Source organism: Kitasatospora saccharophila (genome assembly GCF_039529925.1).
GTDB lineage: Bacteria > Actinomycetota > Actinomycetes > Streptomycetales > Streptomycetaceae > Kitasatospora > Kitasatospora saccharophila.
The window spans coordinates 25738-43403 of the sequence record NZ_BAAANS010000003.1 but is presented as its reverse complement, the minus strand read 5'-3'; the positions used below and the strand labels follow the sequence as shown (position 1 = coordinate 43403).

Genomic DNA, 17666 nt, shown 5'->3' with positions numbered 1-17666 from the left:
CCTGCGCGGCGGCCCGCCCCGACACCCCGCCGGGGCGTATTCGACAGTCGTTCGACAGCCTTGTACCAGTGCCCGCCGCCCGGTGCGAACCCGTTCGGACGGCGGGCGCCGCCGGACGGTCAGCCGCGCGCCCGGCCGGTGAACAGCCGGGCCAGCGGCGGGAGCAGGGCGGGCAGCAGCACCACGTTGGCGCGGTGCAGCGGCAGGTGGAACAGCGGCTTCGGCTCCCCGGTCCGGTACAGCGTCACCATGCCGTTCTCCACCCGCACCGGGGCCAGGTCCGGCCACGCCAGCAGCTCGTTGCGCCCCTTCCAACCGGTGTTGACCCGGGCGGCCATCCCGTCCCGGTCCACCCGCAGCTCGCCGATCACGGACGTTCCCCCGGCGGCGATCAGCTCGAACTGCTCCTCCACCAGCCGCGGTTCGACGTACCGCTGCACCAGCTCGACCAGCGCCGTCCACTCCGGCGGCGTCTCGACGGCCTTCCGGAGGAACGTGAACGAAATGTCCTCCAGGCCGCGACCGCCCGGGCCGACCCCGAAGCCGTACCTCGTCGTGTACGAGTTCATCCAGAGCATCCGGTGGGTGACGGTCCGGGAGACCGAGTAGGAGACCCACTCGATGTCGTCGAGCGCGACCGAGTCCTTGCCCCGGCTGATCCGGGAGGTGTCGGCGTACAGGCGGTGCCGCTCGGAGTCCACGACGACGCGGGGCGCCTGCGGCTTCGGCGTCGGCGCGGGCGTCGGCGCGGGCGTCGGTGCGGGCTTCGGTGCGGGCGTGGGCGTGGGCGTGGGCGTGGATGCGGGCGCCGGGCGGTCGGTGTCGGCCAGGTGCCGGGTCAGCCAGGCGGGGACGGTGGGGCGCGGGTAGGCGAGCAGGTCCTCGCGGTAGTACGGGGCGGGCAGCAGCTGGTCGGCGGGCAGCGGCTCGTCCCCGTAGTCGTAGTCGGTCAGCACCCCGGCGCCGCCCGGGCCGACGTCGGCGACCAGGACCAGCCGGTACCAGGGCCCGGCGGGCAGCCGGGCGGCCAGGTGGCGCTGGCGGCGGACCAGCACGGCCAGGCTCTCCGGGACGCGCACCGCCTCCTCCCGTCCGCCGTACCGGAAGCGGACCTGCGCGACGTCGGCGCCGACGGCGCAGGAGAAGACCGCGGTGAAGCCGTCCCAGCCGGGCGGCCCGAGCAGCGAGACCTGCTGCACGATCGGGTCGACCAGCCCGGCGGCCCGGGCGGCGAGGGCCTCCGGGTCGTCCACCACGGTGAACGAGGCCGCGGCGGGCGCGTCGTCGGCCCGCGCGGCCCGCTCGAAGGCGGCGGCGAACTCGGCCAGGTGCGCCTCCTCGGCGGGCCGGCGGCGGATGAACGCCTCCTCGGCCCGGAAGCGTTCGCGCAGCACCTGCGGCGGCAGCGAGGTGCTCGCCTCCCGGACCCGCCCCTGGTCGCCGACCAGGAACACCGGGGCGCCCACCGTCAGCGAGTCCAGGAAGGCCGCCGGGTCGCTGTCGTCCACCTCCACCGGCACGTACACGTACCAGCCGCCCGCGAAACGCTCCGCGGCCAGCTCCTCCACCTCCGGCCCGGCGCCGCCCGCCGCGGCCCGCTCGGCCGCCAGCCGCAGCGCGTCGGCCCGGCCCAACTGCCCGCGCGGGCCCGGCGCCGGGGGGCCGGCCAGCGGGTGGTCCGGGTCGTCCCGGCCCGGCCCGGGGTAGTGGTGCAGCAGTTCGAACCAGAGCACCATCTCGTACGCGGCCTCCTCGGGGGCCCCGTCGCACAGGACGTGCCAGTCCCCCTCGCGGTCGCGCCCGAACGCCATCCAGCCCCGCTCGTGCCGCACCAGCACGTACCCGGCCCGGTGCGCGTCGCCGAACGCCCCCGTCCGGGCCAGGTCGGGCGGGACGGTGTCGGTGCGGCGACCGAGCTCCGTGCCCCGGACGTCGATCGCGGTCACCTCGTAGCGGGCCATCGGCGGCACTCCCCTCCGGGCTGCCCGCCCGCGCCGGTGCGGACGGATGCATTGGCCAACGACCCTAACGGATCGCCCCGGGCCCCGGAACGTTCCGCGACGAACAGTCAACTCACCTATCCTTCACCCATGTTCATCGTCACAGTGACCTACACGGCCGGGCCCCAGCAGGTGGACCCGGTGCGCCCCGAGCACGGGGACTGGCTGCGCGACCTGATCGACCGCGGCCTTCTGCTGGCCGCCGGCCGCCGGACCCCGCTGGTGGGTGGCGTCTACCTGGTGCCAGCCTCGGCGCGCGCCGAACTGGACGCCGTGCTGGCCGGGGACCCGTACCTGCGGCACGGCGTCGCCGCGCACGAGGTGGTGGAGTTCACCCCGCTGCTGACCGCCCCCGGCCTGGAGGCACTGGCCGACGCCTGACGCCCGCCGGTCGGTGCCCTCCGCCGCCCGCCGGTGGCGCCGCCCGCCGCCGGGCTCAGGAGCGCCGGTTCCTCCGGACGATCAGCCACAGCACCACGCCGACCACCAGGACCACCAGCAGCGCCACCACCAGGAAGCCGATCAGGCCACTCTTCTTCTTCTTTTTCTTGCTCTTGCTCTTCGCCAGCGGGGTGACGCTCTGCGTCCGCTCCCCGGCCGCCGCCCGGGCCCGCGGGCCGGCCGCCGGGGCCGCCGCGGGCGCCAGGTCCGCTACTGCGGCGGCCGGGGCGGTGCGCGGTGCGGCGGCGGCCGTGCCGGTGGCCAGCGTGGCGCCGCCGCCCGCCAGCGCCAGGGCGAGCAGTACTGCTGCCAGACGTGTCCTCATCTGCCCAACCTCGTTCCCGTCCGGCCCCCGTGGCCTTCGACCGTTTCACTGTGGCAGCTGTCGGCCGGGTCGTGACAGGGGCGCGGAACGGCCCGTTCCCGGACTGTGACGGTGTAACGGCGGCGCGCCGCCCGGCGGTGACCACGGCCGCCGGGCGTCGGACGCCGGGCCGTCAGCAGGACTGGCGCACCACCAGGTGGGTGGGCAGCACCACCGAGCGGCCCGGGGTCGGGTCCTGGAGCAGCTCCACCGCCCGGGCTCCCAGGTCCTCCACCGGCTGGCGGACGGTGGTCAGGCCCGGCCGGGCCGTCGCGGCGGCCGGGGAGTCGTCGAAGCCGATCACCGCGACGTCGTCCGGCACCCGCCGCCCGAGCCGGTGCAGCGCCCGCAGCGCGCCCATCGCCATCGCGTCCGAGGCGGCGAACACCGCGTCCACGTCCGGGTACTGGTCGAGCAGCCGGAGCATCGCGTGCTCGCCCGAGCGCGACCCGAAGTCGCCGTACGCCACCGCGCAGCGGGCCGGGTCGCCCTGGTCGGCCATCGCCCGCCGGTAGCCGGCCAGCCGGTCGGCGCCCGCGGCGGTGTCCGGCGGCCCGGCGATGGTGGCGATCCGCCGCCGCCCGGCCCGGTGCAGCAGGTTCACGGCGGCCCGGGCGCCGCTCAGGTTGTCGGCGTCCACGTGCGCCAGGCGCTGCGACTGCGGGGGCCGGCCCAGCGACACCACCGGCACGCCCGCGGCCTGCAGCAGTCCCGGCAGCGCGGGATCGCCCCAGCGCCCGACCAGCAGCACGCCGTCCACGTGCCCGCCGCACAGGTAGCGCACCAGCGACGGCCGGGCCGGGCCGGGCCCCGCGGTCAGCACCACCAACTCCCGGTCCGGGACGACCCGCTGCGCACCCGCCAGCAGCCGCACCGGGAACGGGTCGGCGTGGAAGCGCAGCACGTCCGCGAACGCCACCACGGCGATCGCCCCGGTGTCCCGGGCCGTCGCGGCGGGCGCCCGGCGGCGGACGTAGTTCAATTCGCGGGCCGCGCGCTCGACGCGCGCCGCGATCTCGGCGGACACCGGCGCGGACCGGTTCAGCACCCGGGACGCGGTGGCGCTCGACACGCCCGCGCGGGCCGCGACCTGGGCCAGCGTCGGCCCGGGCGGTGCGCCCGGCGAGCCGTCCGCCGGGCCCGGGCGGTCCGCGGGGGCCTCGGGACAGGGGGTCGGGAACGGGAGGGTGCCGCCCGGCTGGCGGGTGGCGGTGATCGGGTGGGGGAGCGGGTGCAGGGGCAACGCGGTCGCCCTTCCTGGCGCGGGGTGGGGGAGGCCGTGGCCACCCGCCCGGGGCCATCGGTGACCGCACCGTAGGTGCCTGGTCGGTGGACCGTCAAGGCTTGTGACAGGACCGGTCCACCCCGTCCCGCCCGTTCCCGGCCCGCCCCCGCCCCCGTCCCGTCCGGCTCGGGGCCGCCCGTCCGCCCCCGCCCCGCGGACCATGATCGCCAGACCCGCACCGTGCGAAGGGAGTTGACCCACCCGTGATCTGACGGACCGTCGGAAGAATCGCCGCCGTCCCGGGGGCCCCGGGCCCGGCGTGCGGCGCCACCGCCGGGACGGCCGTCTCGCCATGCGGACGTCCGGACGCCCGGGCCGGGGGTGAACCGCCCCGGCCCGGACGGGAAGTGACGGGCCGTCGGACCCGGGCGCCCCGGAGGCTCCGGGGGGCCGGCCCCGGAGTGTTAGGCTCCGGCTTTCGTCCAGGCAGGCGTCCCCCCACGGGGTGGCGCGTACGGGGAGAGCAGGAGCCGAGAGTGTTCGCAATACGCAGTGCCAAGGTCGCGTCGATGGCCGTGGCCGCCGCCGCGGCAGCCGTCCTGACCGGCTGTTCCGCCGAGGTGCACGTGGGGACCGTCCAGCCGACCCGGGCCGCCGACGGCGACGCCGCACTGCCCAGGCTCTCCGCGGAGAAGCTCAACAAGAAGACCGCCGAGACGCTCGCCAAGAACGCCAACCAGCCGGAACCCACCGTCACCTGCCCCGGCGACCTGCTCGGCAAGGTCGGCACCACCATGCGCTGCCAGCTGGTCGCCACCGACGGGAGCTCGTTGGGCCTGACCCTCACCGTCACCTCGGTGCAGGGCACCGACATCAACTACAACATCAAGGTCGACGACCTCCCCGGCGGGACGGCCTCCGCCACCCCCTGACCCCGCCGTCGCCCGGGCCGCCCGTGCGGCGGCCCGCCGCGCTCACCCGTGACGTCGCCGGGGCTCGTCGCGGAGCCGGGCGGACCTCAGATCCGGCCCTTGCGCACCGAGTGGACCGTCGCCCCGGCCAGCGCCAGCACCGAGCGGTGCAGCGGCAGTTGCTCGTGCTCGCGGTACAGCGCCCAGTTGTGCTTCACCAGCGACAGCTTGTTCGAGGACAGCGACCCGGCCCGACCCGCCCGGTAGATCGCCAGCGGCTCGCGCAGGCCCCGGGCGGCGTGCCCGTCGCGCATGATCGACAGCCACAGCGCGTAGTCCTGCCGCTTCGGCATGTCCGGCATCAGCCGGGTGCCCAGCGCGGCCCGGTCGTACATCGCGGTCAGCGCCCCGATGTGGTCCTGCACCAGCATGTCCCGGTACGTGACGCGCTCCCGGGCCGTGACCACCCGGCCGTTGGGGGTGAAGTCCCGGGCCTCGCCGGTGTGGTCACCGTCGACCTTGTAGTAGGAGGTGAACGTCAGCGGGGCGTCGCCGTCCGCGGCGAACGCGAGCTGGCGCTCCAGCTTCTCCGGCAGCCACATGTCGTCGCTGTCCAGGAACGCCACGTACTCCCCCCGCGCCCGGGCGATCGCCAGGTTCCGGGCCCGCGCCGCACCGCCCTGCTCGGGCGCCGGCCGTGCGAGCACCCGCCCGTCCTGCCGGGCCAGTTCCCGCAGCAGCTCCATCGAGTCGTCCTCGGACGCGTCGTCGGTGATCAGCAGCTCCACGTCGGCGTGGGTCTGCGCGAGCACGGAGCGCACCGAAGCGCCGAGAGTGGCGGCCGAGTTGTGGACCGGCATCACCACGGAAACCAGGGGCACGGCGGGGCTCCTCACCCGGAACGGGATCGTCGGGGACGTCGTCACCGCGGACCGGACCCACCGGGCCCACCACGCGGCGGGCCGCCACCTCCACGGCCACGACGTTGTGACCTGCACCGTATCAAGCGGGCCGCCCCGCCCGCGCACCCCGGGCACGGGCGGGACGGGCCCGGGTCAGGCGGCGGGGCGGGGTTCGACGACCGGGACGGCGGTGGCGGGGTTGTGGCCGGTGGCGACCAGGCGCATGACGAAGCCGGCCACGTCCTCCAACTGCCGGGCGTGCTCCAGGCCGCCGATCACGGCGGGGACGCCGCCGAGGTCGCGGACCAGTTCGGACGCGGTCTCCAGGGCCGCCCCGTCGTCGCCGCACATCGCCACCGTCCGGGTCGGCCGCCCCTCGGCGGGCAGCAGCCAGCCCGCCCCCGCGAACAGGTGCAGCGCCTTCACCACGTGGCTGCCCGGCGCCAGCGCGGCGACGTGCTCCACTGCCGAACCGGTGGACGGCTTGAGCAGGCCGTCGGCGTAGTCCACCGCGTTGGTGCAGTCGATCACCGCCTTCCCGGCCAGCGAGCCCCGCCCGGCCCCCGCCAGGGCGAGCGCCTCGTCGAGCCCCTCCCAGGACACCGCGACGACCACCGCGCCGCTCGCCCCCGCCACCTCCGCGGGCTCGACCGCCCGCACCGCGTCGCCCAGCCGGTCGGCGATCGCCAGCGCCTTGTCCCGCGAACGCCCGCCGACGAGGACCCGGTGCCCGCTCGCCGCCCACGCCTCCGCCAGTGCCGAGGCCAGCGTGCCGGTGCCCAGAATGCCGATCTGCACGTCGTTCTCCCGTTTCTCGTACCACGATGGTCCGGTGCGGACCTGATGGCACCTCACGCTAGGAGCCCCGGGCCTACCGTTCGGTAGGCCCGGACCGGGTAGGAATGGAACCGTGAACGACCACCACTGCGAACCCTTCGCCGCCGACTGCGCGGTACGCCTGGCCGCCGAACTGATCGCCCACACCTGGGACCCGGTGGTGCTGATGGCCCTGCGGGCCGGCCGGCGCCGCCGCCTCGACCTGCTGGCCGCCGTCGCGGGCGTCAGCGACAAGGTCCTCACCCAGACCCTGCGCCGCCTGCACGCCAACGGCCTGATCGTCCGCGTCACCGCCCCGGGCGACCGTGCGGTGTCCTACGAGCTCTCCGCACTGGGCGGCAGCCTGGCCGAGGGCCCGCTCGCCGCCCTCGGCGACTGGGCGGTCCGGCACGCCGGACAGATCCTCGCCGCCCAGGAGGCGGCCGAGGCGGCCGAGGCGGCGTGACCGTCCGCGCCGACCCGCCCCCGGCCCTGGTCGGAAGCCGGAAGCCGGAAGCCGGAAGCCGGAAGGGAGCAGGGCGGGAGCCGGGGCGAACGCGTAGCGCCACCGGGGCGGGACGGTGCCCGGCCGGCTCCCGTCCCGGGCCGCCCGTCCGGTCACCCGGTCGTGGGGTGCGGCGGCGAAGAAGAGCCCGCCCCGCCGACTTCGGGTTCCTCCTCGACGGCCGCCCGGCCCGAGCCGTTCCGCAGCCGCCGAGGGGGAGGGGCTTCAGGCCGTCGGGTCCCACAGGCCCGCGGCCTCGCCGCGGGCGAGGTGGTCGGCGTAGACACCGACCTTCCGGTCGATCACCGACCGGCACTCCTCCAGGGCCCGGATCCGGGCGTCCACCCGCTCCCGGTGGGCGTCGAGCAGGCGCAGCCGCTCGGCCTCGTTGCCCGGCCCGCGGCGGACCAGTGCGGCGAACCGCTTGAGGTCGGCGAGCGGCATGTCGGACTCGCGCAGCCGCACGCAGATCAGCAGCCACTCGACGTCGACCGAGCCGTACTGCCGCCGCCCACCCGCACTGCGCCGCACCGGTCCGACCAGCAGCCCCTCGCGCTCGTAGAGGCGCAGCGCGTGCACGCTCAGCCCCGTCCGCTCGGCCACCTCGCCGATGCCCCACCACCGTGCCGCGCCCGCCCCGCCGCTGCCGTCCTCGTCCGTCCCGGTGCCAGTCACGCCGCGCGTCCCTCCCCTCCAGCGCACCGCCCGCGAAGGCGTCGGGCCCGTTCCGGCCCCGGTCGGGAAGCATAGGACGGACGGCCGACCGGCCGGGCCGGGGAATTCGCTCGGGCCCGGTCGGGGACGGCGGGTAGCCTCTCCGGCATGTGCTACCACGCCTCCAACGGTGCCCTCGGGCACTACGTGTGCGTCGCCTGCCGGCTCTCCTTCAAGGGCAGTCCGTGGCCGATCCGGAAGCAGGTCTGTCCCGGCTGCCGCGGTGAACTCGTCTTCGCGGGCCACGACTTCGCCGCGCCCCGGCGGCGCGACACGAAGGCGTGGTCGGTGGTCGCCGCCGTGCTCGCGGAGGGGCTGACCTACGACCACCGGCCCGGCTGCGGCTGCACCCGGCTCCCCTCGTTCCGCCCGCGGACCCGCGCCCAGGTGCGGGCCCGCCGCCGCGCGGCCGAGCGGCTGGGCGTGCCGCTGGCGGTGGCCCTCGCCCGCCGCGACGCGCTCACCCCGGAGGCCCGCGACGAGCAGCCGTCCGCTCCGCCGGCCACCGGGTCCGGACCCGGCACGGCCCGGGCGGCGCGCCGCCGCTCGGACCCGGACGGGACTTGAGCTGGACCGCGGTCGAGATCGTAGCGTCCACGGCATGAGCAACCACGCGACGAACGACCCGGCCACCGGTTCGACCGCCAACTCCCTCCAGCAGCCGCTGGGTTCGCCCTTCTCCGCCGCCAGCACCGCCCGGGAGGTGCTGGCCGGCCGGGACCTCTCGGGAACGACCGCCGTGGTGACCGGCGGCTACTCGGGGCTGGGCCTGGCCACCACCCTGGCCCTGACGGCCGCCGGGGCCCGGGTCCTGGTGCCGGCCCGCCGCCCGGACGTCGCCCGGACCGCCCTGGGCGCGGCGGGGGCGACGGACGGCGCCGAGGTCGTCCCGATGGACCTGGCCGACCCCGGCAGCGTCCGCTCCGCCGCCGCGCTGATCCGCGAGCGGTTCGACCGGCTGGACCTGCTGATGGCCGTCGCCGGGGTGATGGCGACCCCGGAGCGGCGGTTCGGGCCGGGCTGGGAGGGGCAGTTGGCGGTCAACCACTTCGGGCACTTCGCGCTGGCCTGCGAGCTCCACCCACTGCTGGTCGCGGCGGCCGCCGCCACCGGCGGGGCGCGGGTGGTCGTCAGCAGTTCGGCCGGGCACGCGCTGACCGGCATCCGCTGGCACGACCCGCACTTCCGCACCGGCTACGACAAGTGGCTCGCGTACGGCCAGGCCAAGACCGCCAACGCGCTGTTCGCCGTGCACCTGGACGCGCTCGGACGGGAGGACGGCGTCCGGGCGTTCGCGCTCCACCCGGGCAGGATCATCACCGGGCTGCAGCGGGAGATGACGCGGCGGGAGCAGGTCGACCGGGGGTGGGTGAACGAGCGCGGCGAGGTCGTCGGGGCCGGCTTCAAGAGCCCCGAGCAGGGCGCGGCGACCGGGCTGTGGGCGGCCGTCTCACCGCTGCTGGACGGCCGCGGCGGCCTCTACCTGGAGGACTGCGAGGTCGCCCGGACCAGCGCCCCCGACAGCCCGGTGGACGACGGCGGCGTCCGCGACCACGCGGTCGACCCCGAACAGGCCGCCCGGCTCTGGGAGGCGTCCCTCGCCGCGACCGGCGCCCCGCCGATCGGCCGCTGAAGCCCGCCGGCGCCCCGACCCCGCCGGGGCGCCGCGGGCGGGTCAGCGGGCCAGCAGGTCCCGGACGGCCGCGGTGATCTCGTCGGGGGCCTCCTCGGCCATGAAGTGCCCCGCGCGGGTCAGCCGGTGGTCCAGGTCGGGGGCCCAGGCCCGCCAGACCGCGGCCGCGTCGTAGCCCAGCCGGGCGCCCCAGTCCTGTTGGACGACGGTGACCGGCATGGTCAGCCGCGACCCGGCGTCCAGGTCGGCCCGGTCGTGCAGCACGTCGATGCCCGCGGAGGCCCGGTAGTCCGCGACGATCGACGGGACGGCCGCCGCGCTCGCCCGCAGGTACTCCGCGCGCACCCGCGGGGGCAGCGCGGCCGGGTCGTTCGCCCAGGAGTCGAGGAACGACCCGAAGAACGCGTCCGCGCTGTTGGCGATCATCGTCTCCGGCAGGCCGGGCGGCTGCGCCATCAGATAGAGGTGGTAGCCGACCGCCGCCGAGGTGCCGTGCAGGACGTCCCAGGTGTCGAGCGTCGGCACGACGTCGAGGACGCCCAGGTGGGTGACCGCCCCGGGGTGGTCCAGCCCGGCGCGGAAGGCGACCAGCGCGCCCCGGTCGTGCCCGACCAGTGCGAACCGCCGGTGGCCGAGCGCCGCCGCCAGCGCCACCACGTCGGCGGCCATCGCGCGCTTCGCGTACACCTCCGGGCCGGTGGCCGCGGGCTTCCCGCTGTCGCCGTAGCCGCGCAGGTCGGGGCAGATCACCGTGTGCTCGGCGGCGAGCCGCCCGGCGACGTGCCGCCACATCAGGCGGGTCTGCGGGAAACCGTGCAGCAGCACCACCGGACTGCCGCTGCCGCCGACCCACGCGGCCACCTCCACCCCGTCCGCACCGGGCAACCGGACGTCTTCGAAACCGGGAACGTCGAACGTCTCCACGGGACTCCTCCTCGATCGGGAACCGACCGCACCAGCCTCGGCGACGCCGATCAGCAACCGATCAGCAACCGGCCGGCGGACGGCCCGCCCCGCCGTCCGCCCGGCGCCCCGGAGGGAGGATGGGGGCATGCGAATCGACGTGCTCGGTTCCGTCCGGGCCCGGCGCGAGGACGGAACCCCGGTGGAACTGGGCGGCCCCCGCCACCGCGAAGTGCTGGCCCGACTGGTCGCCGCCGAAGGACGGGCGGTCCCCGCCGGCACCCTCGTCGACGACCTGTGGGCCGACCCGCCGCCCCGCGCCGTCGGCGCCCTGCGGACCTTCGTCGGCGCGCTGCGCCGCGCCCTGGAACCCGAGCGGCCGCCCCGCGCCCCGTCCCGCCTGCTGGTCACCGAAGGCACCGGCTACGCCCTGCGGCTGCCCCGCGCGGACGTCGACGCCCACCGCTTCGAGGACACCCTCGTCCGCGCCCGGCACGACCCCGCCGCCGCCCCCGAACTCACCGCCGCCCTCGCCGACTGGCGCGGCCCCGCCTACGCCGACCTGCCCGACCGGGCCTGGGCCCGGCGCGAGCGCACCAGACTGGAGGAACTGCGGCTGGACGGGGTCGAGTTGCGGGCCCGGCTGCTCCTCGACGCGGCCCCGCACCCCGCGGCCGGCACCCCGGGGAGCACCGGAGCGGCCGCCCAACTGGCCGCCGAACTGGGCGCCCACGTCGACGAGCACCCGTGGCGCGAACCGGCCTGGGCGCTGCTCGCCCGCGCCCTGCAGCGGGCCGGACGGCAGGCCGACGCCCTGGCCGCCCTGCGCCGCGCCCGCACCCTGCTCGGCGAACGGCTCGGCCTGGACCCGGGCGCGGAACTCCAGCGCCTGGAGGCGGACATCCTCACCGGCAGCGCCCCGCCCGGGCGGCCGCCCGCCGCCTGGGGCGTGCCCGGCGGCCGGCTCGGCCCGCGCACCACCGTCGACCTCGCCCGCACCCTCTCGCTGGCCGGCGGTGACGCCCTGTTGCACGCCCGGCGCGACCGGCTCGCCGCGATCCACGCCGCCGAGCGCACCGGCGACCCCGAGCTGACCGCCCGGGTCATCGGCGCCTACGACGTCCCCGCGCTGTGGAGCCGGGCCGACGACGCCGAGCAGTCCCGGGCCGTGGTCGAGGCCGCCGAACGGACCCTCGCCGCGCTCGGCCCGGACGCCCCCGACGCGGTCGCCGCCCGGCTGCTGGCCACCGTCGCGGTGGAGAGCCGCAGCGCCGACCTGACGCCGCAGCGGTTGCGCCGCGCCGGGTGGGCGGCCCGCCGGGCCGAGGAACTGGCCCGGCGCGCGGGCGATCCGGCGCTGCTGGCGTTCGCCCTCAACGGGGTGTTCCTGCAGTCCTTCGGCCGCCCCGGCCTGGCCCCCGACCGGGACCGCACCGGCGCCGAGATCCTCGACCTGGCGACCCGGCACGACCTGCCGCACTTCGCGGTCCTCGGCCGGCTGGTCCGCCTGCAGTCCGCCTCCGCGCTCGGCGACCTGGACGCCGCCGCCGAGCACGCGCGGGCCGCCGAACGGCTCGCCGCCACCGTCGAGGCGCCGCTGGTCGGCGTCCTCACCGGGTGGTTCCGGGCCCGGGCCGCCGCCGAACGCAGCACCCGCCCCGGCGGGCCGACCGCCGCCGAGGCCGCCGCCCGCTACCGGGAGGCCGCGGCGGCCCTGCGCACCGCCGGGATGCCCGGCCTGCACCGCGGCCTGCTCCCGCTCGCCCTGCTCGGGCTGCGCCTGTTGCACGGGCGGCCCGCCCTGGTCGACCCGCGGCTGGACTGGGGGCCCTACCTGCCCTGGGCCCGCCCGCACGTCCTGCTCGCGCAGGAGCGCCGGACGGAGGCCGCCGCCGCGCTCGCCGCGCTGCCCGACCCTCCGCCCGACCACCTCCAGGAAGCCCTGTGGTGCCTGACCGTCCGGGCCGCCGCCCGGCTGGGACGACCCGCCCCGGCGGCCCGGGCCGCCGAGGCGCTGCGCGGCGCCCGGGCCGAGCACGCCGGGGCGGCCAGCGGGCTGCTGACCCTGGGCCCGGTGGCCCGCTACCTGGCCGAAGCGACCGAGACGGCCGGGGGCTGAGCGGACGGGACCGGGCGGGGCGGCCGGATCAGTCCTCGTAGTAGTTGTTGACCACCACGTCGGGCGTGTCGTCGTCGAGGGCCTCGTACAGCAGGGCGCCGCCGACCAGGCCCGCCGCGCCCGCGCCGATCATCGCGCCGGTGCCGAAGCGGCGGCCGCCGCCCTGCTGCTCGTGCGGGTGGTGGTCGTAGCCGTGCTGCTGGGGGTGGCCGTACGGGGGGTAGCCCGGCTGGGGCTGGCCGGCCATGGTGGGCGGGTAGCCGACGGCGGCGGGTTCGGCGTAGTACGGCGGCGCGGTGGTGCGCACCCGCTGGGCGCAGGCCGGGCAGGCCCGGACCGGCCGCGGCGCGCCCCACTGCGGGGACCACAGCACCTCGGCCCCGGCCGGGCCGTGCACCGGGTCGAAGAAGCAGTCGGACCGGACCTCCGGCGCGGCGGCGGGCACGGCCGGGACGGCGGGGACGGCGGGGGCCGGTGCGGCGAGCACGGGCGGCGCGCTCGGCGGCGCGGGCGGCACCGGCAGCGCGGCGGGCGCGGCGGGCGCGGCGGCCGGGGCCAGTGCGGCCACCCCGAAGTCCGTGGCGATGCCCGCCAGGCCGGAGGTGTAGCCCTGGCCGATGGCGCGGAACTTCCAGCCGCCGCCGTGCCGGTACAGCTCGCCGAAGACCACGGCGGTCTCCGCGGTCAGCTCCGGGCCCAGCTCGTAGCGGGCCAGCTCGACGCCCGCCGGGTCGGCCAGCCGGACGTACGCCCCGGTGACCGAGCCGAAGGACTGGCGGCGCTCGTCGGCCTGGTAGATCGCCACCGTGAAGACGATCCGGCGCACCGCCTCCTCGACGTCGAGCAGGTCGACGGCGAGCTGCTCGCGGTCGGTGCCGTCGCCCGGCGCGCCGAGGTGGGTGACCGCGCCGTCGGGGCTGGTCAGGTTGTTGAAGAAGACGAAGTGCCCGTCGGACAGCGCCCGGCCGTCCTCGTCGCAGAGCAGCGCGTTCGCGTCCAGGTCGTACGCGTCCGCGGCCCCCCACCCGAGGCCGACCACCACCGTCGCCGGGCCGTTGCCGTCCCGGATCACCGGGACGTTCCCGCCCTTGGCCAAGGCCGTCGACATTGCTGCTCCTCCACTGTGACCGATGATCGTTCAGAGACGGTAACGGCCCGTCTGATCAGCGGGTTCCCGGTCCGGGCGGAGAACGGCGACGGACGTGACACCGCGTCAGCCCGGGCCGGGGGAGAGGCGGCGACAGGGCCGGAGGGAAAGGCGGAGTGAAAGGCGGAGGGAAAGGTGGAGGGAAAGCGGGGGCAAAGCGGAGGAAAAGCAGCCCGCGGGGGCTCACCCGTCCGGTCCGCCGGGGTCGCCGCCGGAGGGGGCGGCCGGAAAAGTGGCGGAGAACGCCGAGCGGGCAGCGCCGGACGGGCGGCGCCGGACGGGCGGCGCCGAGCGGAGGGCGGGCGGCGCCGAGCGGAGGGAGCGGGTCGGGCGTGTACGGGCGACCGGAGCAGGCCGATCGGGGCGAGGCCCTGCGCCGCACCGTCGAGCGGTTGCGGGCCGAGCACCGCCGGACCCGGCCCGCCGAACCGGCCGGGCCGCCGCCGCTCGTCCCGGAGGTCCACCTCGACCCGGACCTGGCCCGCCCGCCCGACCTCGACCTGCACCACCTGCTGGACGCCCTCCCGCAGGCCGCCGTACTGGCCGAACCGGTGCTGGACGGGGCCGGCGGCGTCCGCGACCTGGCCGCGGTGATCGTCAACGAGGCCGCCGTCCGCAACCCGTACCACCCGGGCCAGGTGCACCGCGACGCCCCCGAGGGGCGCGGCGTCTCGCTGCGCGAGGCGTACCCGGGCCTGTGGACGGCGGCGTTCGCGGACACCGTCGCCGAGGTGCTGGGCACCGGGTACGCGGCCCGCGCGGTGCCGGTGCGCTGGCTGCACACGATGTCCGACGGTTCCACCCGCGCCCGGCACGAGCGGGTGACCGTGCACCGGCTGGGGCGGCGGCTGCTGCTGGTGTGGCCCGACGACCGCACCGAGGAGATCGCCCGCGCCGCGCAGCGCATCGCCCGGGTCGGCTGGGCCGAGTGGAGCCTGCCCGACGGCCGGCTCGACATCTCGCCCGGCCTCGCCGTGCTGCTCGGCCTCGCCCCCGGGACCGACACCGTCCCGGCCGGCCGGGCGCTGCGCCGGGTCACCGAGACCGCCCGCCCCGCGCTGTACCGGGACCTCGAACGGCTGCTGGCCACCGGCGAGGACATCGACGTGCTGACCGAGCTGTACGGGGTGGGCCGCCCGCGCCGGGTCCGGCTGGTCGCCGAGGCGCTGCGCGAGGAGGGCGGTCCGGTCGAGGGCCTGCGGGCGGTGCTGCAGGACGTCACCGAGCTGTGGGAGAGCCGGCGGCGGCTGCGCGAGCAGCAGGAGGAGACCGAGCGGCAGGCCCGCCGCGCCGACACCGAGCACCACGTCGTCCAGCGCCTGCAGGACGCCCTGCAGCCGCACTTCGCGCTCCTCACCGGGCTCGGCGTCAGCACCGCCGTCGCCTACCGCCCGGCCGAGGGCGGGGTCGGCGGCGACTGGTTCAAGGTCCGCCAACTCCCGGACGGGCAGGTGCTGCTGGCGGTCGGCGACGCGCGCGGGCACGGCCTGGACGCGGTCGCCCTGATGTCGACGCTGCGGCACGCGCTGGCCGGCCTGGCGTTCACCGGCGCGCTGGTGGAGTCGCTCGGCGGCTGGCTCAACAAGATCGCCTGCGACGAGGGCGACGAGGCCACCGCCACCGCGGTGGTCGCCCGCTACTACCCCGCCCGCCGCCTGCTGCGCTGGATCTGCGCCGGCCACCCGCCGCCGGTCCTGCTGCGCGCGGGCCGGGTCGCCCCGATGCGGACGGAGACCGGCCCGCCGCTGGGCGTGCTGCCCGACGTCGTCTACCGGGCGGTGGAGACCCGCGTCCGCCCGGGCGACACCGTCCTGCTGTACACCGACGGCCTGATCGAGCGCCGCGACCAGGACATCGACGTCCGCCTGGAGGCCCTGTGCGAGGCGGTCCGCACGCACGCCGTCACGGACTGCGCGACCGGCCCCGACCTGCAGGAACTCGTGGACGAGGTGGTGCACGAGATGTCCGGCCCGCTGTCGGAGGACGACGCCACGCTGCTGGCCTTCCGCTTCGACTCCTGAGCCGGGCGCCCGGCGGCGCCGGAGGACCCCGGAACGACCGACCGCCCCGCTGCCGCCGAGGAGGCGGCGGCAGCGGGGCGGCCGGAACCGGCGGGCCGGGCTCAGTCGTGCGGGACGACCGCGACCGGCGCGTGCGCGTGGTGGATCACCGCGTGGGCGACCGAGCCGAGCTTGCTGCCCAGGCCCAGGGTGCGCCGGCGGCGGCCGACCACCACCAGGTCGGCCTGCTCGGACGCCTCGACCAGCGCGGCCGCGCCGCCCCCGGTGCGGACGTCCTCCAGCACGAGCGTGCGCGGGTACTTCTCCCGCCACGGGGCGACCGCCTCGGCGACCATCCCGGCCGCCAGCGCGCCGAGCTCCTGCTGCTCGGTCTCCACCGGGATCCACCCGGCGTACCCGTAGGCGGGCGGCAGCTCCCAGCCGTGCACCACCCGGACCCGGGCGCCGCGCAGCCGGGCCGCCTCGAAGGCGAACTCCAGCACGGCCCCGTCCGGCTCCAGCGCGTCCAGGCCGACCGCCACCTCGGGCTCGGGCGAGACCGGGTCGGGGCGGCCCTCGCGGACCAGCACCACCGGGGAGGCCGAACGGCCCGCCACGCCGAGGCTGACCGAACCGACCAGCAGCCCGCGGAAGCCGCCCAGGCCGCGGGTGCCGATCACCAGCAGCTCGCCCTGCTCGGCGGCCCCGGTCAGCCCGTCGATCGCGGCGTCCGGCACCAGCTCGCCGGTCACGTCGAGGCCGGGGTAGGCGGCCTCCAGCTCCTTGGCGACGTCGCCCAGCATGGTCCGCGCGCCGCTCTCCAGGTCGTCGGCCTTCACCAGGTCGTTCGCCTTCCGGCCCAGGTAGGGCCAGGCGTGCAGGAGCCGCAGCGGGGCTCCGCGCCGGCCCGCCTCCTGAGCGGCCCAGTGCGCGGCGGCCCGACTGCGGACGGAGGCGTCCACAGCGGCGAGAACGGGACGAGTCATGGCAGTGCCTTCCCTGTGCGAGTCCCCGCGGGCCCCCATCGCCCGGTGTCGGGGTCGTGGCCCACTCTGCCCCCGCCCGCCCGGGCCCGCCAGGGTCGGCGGACCCGGCGGAGGGGGCCGTTGGTCCCGGTTCCGGCCCCCGTACCGGAGTTCGGTCGTCCGGTTCGGGTCCAAGGCCCCTGCCGGAGCGGGCCCCCGGTCACGCACCATGGAGGTGCCGACCGGACGAATCGGGAGGAACCACCACCCGCACCGGCCGGAGCGAAGACCCCCGGGAGGTGTCCGAAGTGACCACCGAACACGCACCCGCGCCCGCGGCCGCGCTCATCCGCCGCTTCACGGACCGCCTCGCCGACCTCGGGCTCACCGAGGCGCAAGCAGCGGCGAAGGCGGGCATGTCGACCGCCTACCTGCACCGCGTCCTGGAACTCGGGCCCGGCTTCGACCCGCCCGCCCTGCTGCGGCTGTCCGCGGTCCTCGGCCTGGAGTACGAGGAACTGGTGGCCGGCCGGCCCGCCGAACGGGCCGCGGCCGCCCGTGCCGACGGCCCCGCGCTGGCCGGGCCGCCCGTCCTGGGCGAACTCGGCGTCGCCGAGTGCTGGCAGCGCATCGGCGCGGGCGGCCTCGGCCGGATCGCCCGCACCGGCCCCGGGGGCCCCGTGGTGCGCCCCGTCGGCTACCTGGTGCACGAGCACACCGTCCTGTACCGCACCACCGGGGACGGCGCCCTGGCGCCCGGGCCGGGCGGCGACGCCGCCTTCGAGGTGGACCGCGCCGACCGGGACCTGCGCGAGGGCTGGAGCGTGCTGATGATCGGCCCGCTGGAGTACGTCACCGAGCCGGCCCTGCTCGCCGAACTGCCCAAGCCGCCCGCGCACGGCCGCTGGGTCAGGCTGACCCCGAGCACCGTCACCGGGCGCAGCATCCGGACCGCCCGGCGGCACTGAGCCGGGACCGGCGCCGGGGCGGAGGTCGGATCCGGGGTCGGGGGACGCACGAC

Annotated in this window: 17 protein-coding genes; 8 read left to right on the top strand and 9 right to left on the bottom strand. The window is 77.3% G+C overall.

Translation table 11 applies throughout. The annotated features are described in order from the left end of the window. Positions 1–119 precede the first annotated feature (119 nt). Positions 120–1961, bottom strand: coding sequence for a hypothetical protein (locus ABD345_RS03310; protein WP_344550155.1), 1842 nt, complete (start codon positions 1959–1961; stop codon positions 120–122). 129 nt (positions 1962–2090) lie between these two features. On the opposite strand from ABD345_RS03310, the gene ABD345_RS03305 reads away from it, so the two are divergent. After that, positions 2091–2381 carry a YciI family protein gene (locus ABD345_RS03305; RefSeq protein ID WP_344550154.1) on the top strand — a complete coding sequence of 97 codons (291 nt, stop codon included), beginning with the start codon at positions 2091–2093 and terminating at the stop codon, positions 2379–2381. Between the two features lie 55 nt (positions 2382–2436). Here ABD345_RS03305 and ABD345_RS03300 read toward each other — a convergent pair whose 3' ends face one another. Next, positions 2437–2766: a hypothetical protein gene (locus tag ABD345_RS03300; protein ID WP_344550153.1), complete on the bottom strand. Its 330-nt coding sequence runs from the start codon at positions 2764–2766 to the stop codon at positions 2437–2439. A gap of 172 nt (positions 2767–2938) precedes the next feature. Beyond that, on the bottom strand, positions 2939–4048 hold the full coding sequence (locus ABD345_RS03295) for a LacI family DNA-binding transcriptional regulator (protein WP_344550152.1): 1110 nt from the start codon (positions 4046–4048) through the stop codon (positions 2939–2941). A 518-nt stretch (positions 4049–4566) separates the two neighbouring features. On the opposite strand from ABD345_RS03295, the gene ABD345_RS03290 reads away from it, so the two are divergent. Then, a complete protein-coding gene (locus ABD345_RS03290) occupies positions 4567–4962 on the top strand; it encodes a DUF4333 domain-containing protein (protein WP_344550151.1) in 396 nt (131 codons plus the stop codon). A gap of 86 nt (positions 4963–5048) precedes the next feature. Here the strand turns inward: ABD345_RS03290 and ABD345_RS03285 are convergent, their stop codons facing one another. Then, on the bottom strand, positions 5049–5822 hold the full coding sequence (locus ABD345_RS03285) for a glycosyltransferase family 2 protein (RefSeq protein ID WP_344550150.1): 774 nt from the start codon (positions 5820–5822) through the stop codon (positions 5049–5051). A 174-nt stretch (positions 5823–5996) separates the two neighbouring features. Next, positions 5997–6641 carry an NADPH-dependent F420 reductase gene (locus tag ABD345_RS03280; protein WP_344550149.1) on the bottom strand — a complete coding sequence of 215 codons (645 nt, stop codon included), beginning with the start codon at positions 6639–6641 and terminating at the stop codon, positions 5997–5999. 112 nt (positions 6642–6753) lie between these two features. Between ABD345_RS03280 and ABD345_RS03275 the strand changes: the two genes are divergently transcribed. Next, positions 6754–7125 (top strand): winged helix-turn-helix transcriptional regulator, encoded by a 372-nt coding sequence (locus ABD345_RS03275; RefSeq protein ID WP_344550148.1) that lies wholly within the window; start codon positions 6754–6756, stop codon positions 7123–7125. A gap of 264 nt (positions 7126–7389) precedes the next feature. Here the strand turns inward: ABD345_RS03275 and ABD345_RS03270 are convergent, their stop codons facing one another. Continuing rightward, positions 7390–7767, bottom strand: coding sequence for a MerR family transcriptional regulator (locus ABD345_RS03270; RefSeq protein WP_344550364.1), 378 nt, complete (start codon positions 7765–7767; stop codon positions 7390–7392). A gap of 219 nt (positions 7768–7986) precedes the next feature. Between ABD345_RS03270 and ABD345_RS03265 the strand changes: the two genes are divergently transcribed. Then, a complete protein-coding gene (locus ABD345_RS03265) occupies positions 7987–8445 on the top strand; it encodes a hypothetical protein (RefSeq protein WP_344550147.1) in 459 nt (152 codons plus the stop codon). A 34-nt stretch (positions 8446–8479) separates the two neighbouring features. Beyond that, positions 8480–9511, top strand: a complete 1032-nt coding sequence (locus tag ABD345_RS03260) for an oxidoreductase (protein ID WP_344550146.1) — start codon at positions 8480–8482, stop codon at positions 9509–9511. 42 nt (positions 9512–9553) lie between these two features. On the opposite strand, the gene ABD345_RS03255 is transcribed toward ABD345_RS03260, so the two are convergent. Then, positions 9554–10435 carry an alpha/beta fold hydrolase gene (locus ABD345_RS03255; protein ID WP_344550145.1) on the bottom strand — a complete coding sequence of 294 codons (882 nt, stop codon included), beginning with the start codon at positions 10433–10435 and terminating at the stop codon, positions 9554–9556. Positions 10436–10562: 127 nt separating this feature from the next. Here ABD345_RS03255 and ABD345_RS03250 point away from each other — a divergent pair, with 127 nt between their 5' ends. Next, on the top strand, positions 10563–12533 hold the full coding sequence (locus tag ABD345_RS03250; RefSeq protein WP_344550144.1) for an AfsR/SARP family transcriptional regulator: 1971 nt from the start codon (positions 10563–10565) through the stop codon (positions 12531–12533). 28 nt (positions 12534–12561) lie between these two features. Here ABD345_RS03250 and ABD345_RS03245 read toward each other — a convergent pair whose 3' ends face one another. Further along, complete coding sequence (locus ABD345_RS03245; protein ID WP_344550143.1) at positions 12562–13641, bottom strand: TerD family protein; 1080 nt, start codon at positions 13639–13641, stop codon at positions 12562–12564. Positions 13642–14012: 371 nt separating this feature from the next. On the opposite strand from ABD345_RS03245, the gene ABD345_RS03240 reads away from it, so the two are divergent. Next, positions 14013–15701 (top strand): PP2C family protein-serine/threonine phosphatase, encoded by a 1689-nt coding sequence (locus tag ABD345_RS03240; protein ID WP_344550142.1) that lies wholly within the window; start codon positions 14013–14015, stop codon positions 15699–15701. Positions 15702–15802: 101 nt separating this feature from the next. Here ABD345_RS03240 and ABD345_RS03235 read toward each other — a convergent pair whose 3' ends face one another. After that, positions 15803–16666, bottom strand: coding sequence for a universal stress protein (locus ABD345_RS03235; protein ID WP_344550141.1), 864 nt, complete (start codon positions 16664–16666; stop codon positions 15803–15805). A gap of 287 nt (positions 16667–16953) precedes the next feature. Between ABD345_RS03235 and ABD345_RS03230 the strand changes: the two genes are divergently transcribed. Continuing rightward, positions 16954–17613: a pyridoxamine 5'-phosphate oxidase family protein gene (locus ABD345_RS03230; protein WP_344550140.1), complete on the top strand. Its 660-nt coding sequence runs from the start codon at positions 16954–16956 to the stop codon at positions 17611–17613. Positions 17614–17666 lie beyond the last annotated feature (53 nt).